The 7,958-nt window shown below is 45.8% G+C and carries 8 protein-coding genes; all 8 read right to left on the minus strand.

Annotated elements, in window-relative coordinates:
* Nucleotides 1-40: 40 nt before the first annotated feature.
* A complete protein-coding gene (locus IQR33_RS27890; protein ID WP_054574485.1) occupies nucleotides 41-1,213 on the minus strand; it encodes a tetratricopeptide repeat protein in 1,173 nt (390 codons plus the stop codon).
* Complete coding sequence (locus IQR33_RS27895; protein WP_005374256.1) at nucleotides 1,210-1,830, minus strand: energy transducer TonB; 621 nt, start codon at nucleotides 1,828-1,830, stop codon at nucleotides 1,210-1,212. The genes IQR33_RS27890 and IQR33_RS27895 overlap by 4 nt, the downstream gene beginning before the upstream one ends.
* Nucleotides 1,830-2,234 carry an ExbD/TolR family protein gene (locus IQR33_RS27900; RefSeq protein ID WP_005374257.1) on the minus strand — a complete coding sequence of 135 codons (405 nt, stop codon included), beginning with the start codon at nucleotides 2,232-2,234 and terminating at the stop codon, nucleotides 1,830-1,832. The genes IQR33_RS27895 and IQR33_RS27900 overlap by 1 nt, the downstream gene beginning before the upstream one ends.
* Nucleotides 2,231-2,785: a MotA/TolQ/ExbB proton channel family protein gene (locus IQR33_RS27905; protein WP_017635540.1), complete on the minus strand. Its 555-nt coding sequence runs from the start codon at nucleotides 2,783-2,785 to the stop codon at nucleotides 2,231-2,233. Before IQR33_RS27905 ends, IQR33_RS27900 begins: the two co-directional genes overlap by 4 nt.
* Nucleotides 2,785-4,152, minus strand: coding sequence for a MotA/TolQ/ExbB proton channel family protein (locus IQR33_RS27910; protein ID WP_085569257.1), 1,368 nt, complete (start codon nucleotides 4,150-4,152; stop codon nucleotides 2,785-2,787). Before IQR33_RS27910 ends, IQR33_RS27905 begins: the two co-directional genes overlap by 1 nt.
* A complete protein-coding gene (locus IQR33_RS27915) occupies nucleotides 4,153-4,920 on the minus strand; it encodes a DUF3450 domain-containing protein (RefSeq protein ID WP_085569258.1) in 768 nt (255 codons plus the stop codon).
* A 74-nt stretch (nucleotides 4,921-4,994) separates the two neighbouring features.
* Nucleotides 4,995-7,088 (minus strand): TonB-dependent siderophore receptor, encoded by a 2,094-nt coding sequence (locus IQR33_RS27920; protein ID WP_161440718.1) that lies wholly within the window; start codon nucleotides 7,086-7,088, stop codon nucleotides 4,995-4,997.
* 207 nt (nucleotides 7,089-7,295) lie between these two features.
* On the minus strand, nucleotides 7,296-7,958 hold a 663-nt coding region (locus tag IQR33_RS27925; protein WP_193844245.1), incomplete at its 5' end, for a sensor histidine kinase.

Below are 7,958 nucleotides of genomic sequence, written 5' to 3' on the forward strand. Positions count from 1 at the left end.
ATACCCGAGACTGAGCTCGGGTATTTAATAAAAATGTTCGCTATGAGTTCTGCGTCGATTCTACTTTGCGTAGCTGGGATAGATACTTAACCCAACTCTTTGCCTGATTCGATGGCTTAATCTCATTCGCTCTTTTGGCATTAGCGAGCGCATCGTCAAACCGCTTAAGTTTGTAGTAAGCGCGAGTTTTGATAAGTGCAACATCCGCTTTACGACCTCTGACCTTATCGAGCGCGGCAATGGCATCTTTATAATGGCCTTCTTGCACCAACAGTTGAGAATAGTTCCAGTAATACTGCCTATCTAGCTGAGCTGCAATACGCCAGCTATCAATAGACTCTTCCCACTCTTTTGCCATTTGCCAATACGTTGCTTGCTGAGCTTTTAGCTTACTATTCGAGTTTACATCCTCTAGCTCGTTCATCACCAACGCAGCTCTCTCAGGAATACCTCGTTTCGCGTACAATTGTGCCAGCAGCTTTAAGTCATCTTGGCTAAGTTGTAACCCTTTCAGTTTTGCCAACGCCAAAGAGTCTAGGGCACGTTTGTTGTCATCAACCCGTAGGTATAGAGCAACAAGCTGACGCCACCATTCAATTCGTTCAGGTTCAATCACGATTAAGCGTTTGATGGTCGAGATTGCCGGCTTCCACTTTTTCAGTTCTAGCTCAGCAGAAAGCTTTATCGACAATGCGCCAAGCTTGTCTGGCTGACCAAATTTCTCATAACGAGCCATTGCTGAAAGCACTTTTTGCCACTGACTCAGTTGATAATGAGATTGGGAAATACGCAGCCATAGCTCATGCGCTTTTTGACCTTTAGGAATGTTTTGGCTCAAGGCATAGTAATGAGGTAACGCCTTAGAAAAACGTTGCTCGTTCAGCAGTATATCAGCCAACATTTTTCGGGTTTGCCATGCTTGCTCATCTTGTAGCAAACCACTATTGACTGCCAACTCAAGTTGCTTAATCGCCGCTTGAGTTTGCTCATTCTGCCAGTAAAAAATACCCAACATTCGAGCGACATAAGCTTGATCATATCCACGAGAAAGCTCCATAGCTTCAAGAGATGAAATCGCTTCTTTCAGTTTCTCTTCTTGAGCCAAATTATGTGCTCGTTGAACTCTCGCTGCGGTGTATTGGCTTAACTCACTGGCAATGGTTGAGAGTGCACTCAGGCTTAATACCGTACCGATTAAGAATTTTTTCATCATTTGGCTAACTTGAACTCCACTTTAGCGGTTTGTCCGAACTGCTCAATTGACACACCATCCTCAACTTTTGGCTGATACTTCCATTTTTTAAGCGCACGGATTGCTTCCCTTTCAAACATGCGCTCGGGCTCAGCCTCGATCACTTCAATATCTTTTGGTCGTCCAGTTGCATCGATCGTGAAACGCATAATGACATAACCTTCCACTCTACGTTTCAGCGCCTTACTTGGATAGCGAGGATCAACACGATACAACGGCAGTGCTTGCTGGTTGCCCATTGTTCCCTTCAAGTTTGGGGCGCTAATCGCGATGCCTTCAAGGGCTGTGTTTAAACCTAAAGCACTGACTGGCGTCATCTGACTCATTGGTTCCATTTGAGTGTCAGCTTGAGACAGATCCATTGGCTCCGGCGCTTGAGGTGGTTCTGGTTGCTCCGGCACTGAACGTTGACGACGCTGCACGTCTGCTTCATTCTCTACCATCACCATATCAAAACGAACGGCTTCTGAAGCTTCTGGTGCACGCTGGTTGCCTTTATCAACCATCCACGCCATAAAGCTAAACAAGCTCACAGAAATTAACAGTGATGCTGGTAGTGCAAGTAACAGCCTGCCCATTAAGGTTTCTCCGCCGCCAACGCAATGTTCTTCACACCCGCCGCCTTTGCAGCGTCCATCACTTTCACGACAGTGCCATTGTAAGCATGCTCGTCAGCTTGGATAACTAACGAGGCATCAGGCTGATCAAGTAACAGGTGCTCAATAGAGGCCTCAACACGCTCAATATCAACCACTCGTTTGTCGATGTACACATCATTCGCTGCCGTTACTGCGATAAAAATGCCCGCATCTTTTTGGCTTACTACATTAGAAGCCTGAGGGCGATTCACTTCTACACCGGATTCACGTACAAACGAACTGGTCACAATGAAGAAGATCAACATGATGAAGACGATATCAAGCATCGAGGTTAAATCGACTTGAGCTTCATCTTGTTGGTTAGGTCTGCGTCCGAGTCTCACTTTTGACTCCTTAAAGATTGTTCTAACTGGATAGCTTTTCGTTCACACACTTTGCTAAGACGAGCATGAATAAACATGCCCGCAAGCGCTGCTACCATACCTGCCATGGTTGGCAGCGTAGCAAGTGAGATACCAGAAGCCATCAATTTCGGATTGCTGCTGCCTTGCGATGCCATTACGTCAAACACCGTAATCATGCCTGTCACCGTCCCTAACAACCCTAGCATTGGGCAAACCGCCACAAGTAGCTTAATAGTCGATAGGTTTTGGCGCAGTTCGATTTGCGCTTTTGCAATCCATCCTTCACGGATTTGATGCGCGTACCAAGAGTGGTGCTCTGATCTTGCTTGCCACTGCTCACAAAGCTGTTTTTTTACCCCAGGGAAAACCGTTGTGAGATAAATAACTCGCTCCATAACCAACAGCCAGCACACCGCCACGACGGCGGCCAGCCACCATAGGATTTGACCACCTTGCTGCATAAAGCTCATCAAGGTTGTGGCCCAATCCTCACTGATCAAACCCAATGTGCTGAGTAGGATCTGCTCCATTACGCTGCGTTCTCCGCTAAGGTGTTAGAATGGCTTTTGTTACTCGGCATATCACGCTCAGCTTGTTCTGCAACTAAACCGATGCCTTGCTTTTCTAAGATACTGCGAATATTTTCTGCTTGAGAGCTCAATACGTTGTGCGCTAATAGCAAAGGCATGGCTGAAACAAGGCCAAGTACGGTAGTCACAAGTGCCATTGAAATACCACCCGCCATTACTTTCGGATCACCATTACCAAATTGAGTGATGACCTGGAAGGTTTCGATCATACCCGTTACCGTGCCTAGTAGGCCAAGCATAGGAGCTAGAGCTGCAAGAAGCTTAAGCATCGACAACCCTTTTTCTAGGTGGGTTTGCTCATCAACAACAGCTTCCAAAAGACGTAGTTCTAACGCTTCTACGCTGCGATGCTTGTCTTTCTGGTATACCGCTAGCACGCGACCCAAAGGGTTGTCTCCTGGCTGCGCTGGGGTTTTCAGTTGCTTCATGATTTTCTGGCGCGAAATCATCAGTGATGCACCACGTACGAGCGCAATCAATAGGCCGATAGCCAATAAACCAAGGATGATTTTACCGACAACGCCACCCGCATTTAGGCGATCAGCCAAAGTCGGTGAGTTTGCAAGCTGTTCAAGAAGAATGCCACGTGACGGATCAATGACAAGTGCATCAATGTCACCAGAGGAAATAGTATTCGCTGTTGGACCGTTCTCAGGCTGACGAAGATAGTTTACCGCGTCTCCGCGTTGACCATTCCACTTAACGTAGCCAGTCTTATCCAGCAGCGCCATAGAACCAAGACGAACACCATTAACCGTTTGTTCACGACCTTCGCCATTTAGCAGTGTGAAAGAGACGTTTGCCATTTCACCGCTTGCTTTGATTTGTTCTTCCATGCTGCGCCACATCGCCTGAAGTTGGGTCAACGTTGGCAGTGATTTAGCCGCAACAATAGCATCGATATCTTTCTGATATGAGTTTGCATCAACACCGGTTACTGAGCTTTTTAGCTCAGACTCTAGCTCTTTTGCGTTCTGGCGAACGACGCCAAATAACTCACCTAGGCTCCCGGTTTCTAGACGCAACTTTTCTTCTAGCTGTGCCAGTTCTGCTTCATTTTCACCGAAGGTAACACTTAATGAGTCCGCTTCTGCTTGAAGAGCAGCCCGCTCTGCCACCAATTTATTCTTTATAGTCTGTAGCTCTTGCTCTGTTTGCTTAAAACCTGATTCACGCGCGACATTGTGCGATTGCTGTTGACGATTTTCTTGCTGCGCCTTTTGTAACAACGCATCACTAGCAAAAGTTGTATGAGGCATTAATGCGGCTGTCGAGATTAATGCAACCGATAACCATTTTTTCATCATTTATTTGCCCTCCGCAGCGGTTAACGACACTGGCAGAGTTAACATGCTCGGCGCGATCTGTTTATTCGCCATAGCGAACGCTTTGTCTAGCTCTGATTTTTGCTCAGAACCCACTTGTTGCCATGCGTGTTGTTGCTGCGACCAGCTCCAAAATGTGTCACCAGATAAGCTACGCGCTACCAAAGACAAACGGCCTAAATAGAGAATGTCCGCCTCCACAACTTCATTGTCACCCAGGTTAATCTTGCCTTGGTAAACGCCAAGCTTGGTGCCGTAATCCATTTCAATTTGGTACGCTTCTAAAATACGACGAAACTTCTCTGCATCCGCAACGTCTGCACGCGTCATCATGGAATCCAGCTTTGCAATTCGCTCCTCACGTTGCGCTTTGCGTATAGGCTTGTCGTTAGCGACGAGCACTTTTAAGCCCTCAAGCATGTGATACATCAAAGGCACGACACCTTGACGAGTTTGAGCAATCTGCTCAATTTGCTCGTTCAAGCTATCAACTTCTTGATTTTGACTTTCAACAAGGCTTGCAAGATGATCGCGATAAATCTTCAAGTTACCGACTTCCTCTTGCAGCTGCTCAATTTCGGCTTCTAGAGTAAGTGATTTTTCTGCGCTTGCATCAATACGTTTTTGGCTTACCGCCGACGACTGGTTTGTTTTACTCTGCACAGCTTGTGCATCGTTTAAGTTCGCCGCGTGAGCGGGAATCAAAACCGATGATATCAACAGAGCGATACTTGATTTCATTAGATTCATACGAGTTATATTTCTGTGTTCCAAAAACGACCAAAGGGGAAGACTACCCTTCCCCTTTAATAATCAAATTGTTATCAGTACTTGAACTGGATTGTTGCCATGTAGTTGCGGCTTTCTCCAACCACAACCCCACTCGCACCTTTTTGCTCGCCATTCGTGCTACCACCACCTGCGAAGTAGTCAGTATCGAATAAGTTTTCGACATTGAATCGAGCAATAATATCCAAGTTCTCATCGTACTTATGTTTGTATGACACGCCCATATCAACGCGAGCGTAGCCATCTTTCTTGAAGGTGTTCTTTGCATCACCGTAGCGATCACCTTCATAAATCAAACCAAGGTTTAAGTTAGTGTTGTCTTGAACCTTGTAGCTAGACCATAGACTTGCCGAGAACTCTGGCACGTCTACAGGGCGGTTACCTTCATATCTTTCTGCCTTCTTAAGCTCTGCATCCAAATACATTGCAGAAGCGGTTAGCGACAACTCTGGGGTCACAAAACCTTGAGCCATTAACTCAGCGCCTTTGTGAACTTGCTCACCACCTTGCGTTTTCTTGTGTAGGAGATTGCCGCCCGCGTCTTTGCCGCTTTCAACATCCAGCGAGATGTTCTCTAACGTGATATCAAACACAGCACCAGATACAAATAAACGCTGATCAAACAGTTCCCACTTCGTACCGATTTCATAAGAGATACCACGCTCAGCGTCGAGTTTCTCACCTTCATTGATGTAGGTACGACTACCGTTGCTGACTTCACCTTGAGGCATGAAGCTTTCAGAATACTGAACGTAAACCGAGCCATTCGTCGATGGGTGGAATATCACACCTAACTTTGGAGAAACTTGGTTTTCGGTCAGTTCATCATCACGCTTTTCGTCATAACGAACACCTGCAAGCACTTGCCAGTAATCATTAATCGTCATCATATTTTGCGCGTAGATACCCCAAGTATCGTACTCAGCTGTTGGTGATTTCCTCGAACTACTATAGCTAGGCTTAGGCACCGTTTCTCCTGGCGCAATACTCGCCTCATTATGAAATGCCATAAAGCGATCATAACTGTAATCTAAGTAGTTAGCGCCCACTAACAACGTGTTTTCCGTACCGAACAAAGTAAAGTCCGTCGTCACATCTATATATGCAGTATCAAATACCCAATTATCGGAGCGATCGTTGCCTCGATGCTTAATCGTATTTAACTCTTCATACTGATCAAACTTAGGGTAAGACTCTACATCAAAACGCTTAAAGTCTTGGCGGTTGTAACCTGCTTTTACGTTCACGTTATCCGTGACTTGCGCATTAATATCGACACCGTAGTTTTCTACTTCGTTATCAATTTCAGACCACTGCGCATCCCAAATGTACTTATCACCGCGAACCGCTTTGCCATCAACAATGTATGCGCCAGAGTCCACGCTACCGTCGTCTTTCGTGCGATCGTAATGAGCCGATACCATAAAGTTGTCTGTGATATCGTACTCAACCACTAGGCCAGCTACCGTACGATCTGTTTTAGGCTCAGTGCCATCACCGTACCTGCGCCAAGAGCCGTAGCTTTCTTTGGCAAAAATTGCGCGCGCTCGCAGTGTCTCTGCATCATTTAGCGCGCCACTCACATCAAGCACAGTGCGTGAGTGATCATTCGAACCTAGATCTTGACTCAAACTTGCTTGTGTTTGAGTTGTTGGTTTTTTCGAAACCATGTTTACCAAACCACCCGGCTCAGATTTACCGTATAGCAGACCTGATGGACCTTTAAGCACTTCAACACGCTCTAAAAGCTCAATTGGCTGACGGTAGTGTGACCAGTGTTGACGACCATCACGAAGAAAACCGTCTGAACTGCTAAGTTCAAAACCACGTAGAGAGAAACGTTCGCGGTTACGGCTTGTACCACCCGCGCTAACACTTGCATCGTTACGTAGCACTTCACCAAGTGTACTTGCACGCTGCTCATCAATTACCGTTTCATCGATAACCGCTACTTGTCCCGGCGTTTCCAGCTGCGTCATTTCCATGCGCATTGCTGTACTGTTTGTATCTGCCTTGTAGCCGAACTCTCGACCTTCTACAACTACATGTTCGTCTGTTTGAACTTCCGCCACTGCAGGTGTTGCTAACACTGCACCGATCACTAACGCCAAATGGCTCTTAGTAAACATATCCTTTCACTCCGATTATTATTTTTCGGGTCACATACTTGTTGAATGCGATTCCCTCTTAATTATTTCGCGGGTGAATATAAGTGATAAGTATTACCATTTGCATTAAATTTACATTCTTTGCATTTGCAAACTTTTGTAAAGTACTCTCTGATGATGCGCCATGATAATGTGACATTAATCACAAAAATTACGACTTAATCATACTTATTGCTTGAACACTAAAGTAACCCTCAAACCGCCTTGCTCACGGTTTTTCGCCGTGACTGCTCCACCCATAATACGCATGGATTCTTTGACAATCGCAAGACCTAAACCGTAGCCACCAAGCTTTTTATCTCTAGAAGCATCTAAGCGTGTAAACGGATCAAAAATATCGACCAGCTTGTTCTCTGGAATACCAGGCCCATCATCAGATACTGACATGGTGGTGAACTGCTGCCCTTCTTTGACATAATTTTCCAGAGAAACTTCTATCTGAGATGCTGGTCCTGAATATTTAATGGCATTACCAATAAGATTGTTCAAACAACGAATGACCAGCGTTTCTTCACAAATGGCTTTAGCACATACAGCTTCTGAGCGGAAAGACAACGTCTGTTCTGACTTCAAATCTATTTTGCAACGTTCTACTTGCGGGGAGAGCAAAACTTCTAAATCACAGCGTTTCGTGGCTTTGTCGAAGCGCGCATTTTCCAAGCGACTGAACTCCAATATATCGCTGATCAAATGGTTTAGCTCTTTTGCTTCATCTTCTAGCCTTGCCACTAGGCTTTGCTCACTTTCTCCAACACGCTTTCGCAAAAGATGCAGAACCAAGTTCTGCCTCGCTAACGGCGTTCTCAATTCGTGAGAGACATCTCTTATAAG

This window comes from Vibrio sp. OPT46 (assembly GCF_015163535.1).
GTDB classification, from domain to species: domain Bacteria; phylum Pseudomonadota; class Gammaproteobacteria; order Enterobacterales; family Vibrionaceae; genus Vibrio; species Vibrio alginolyticus.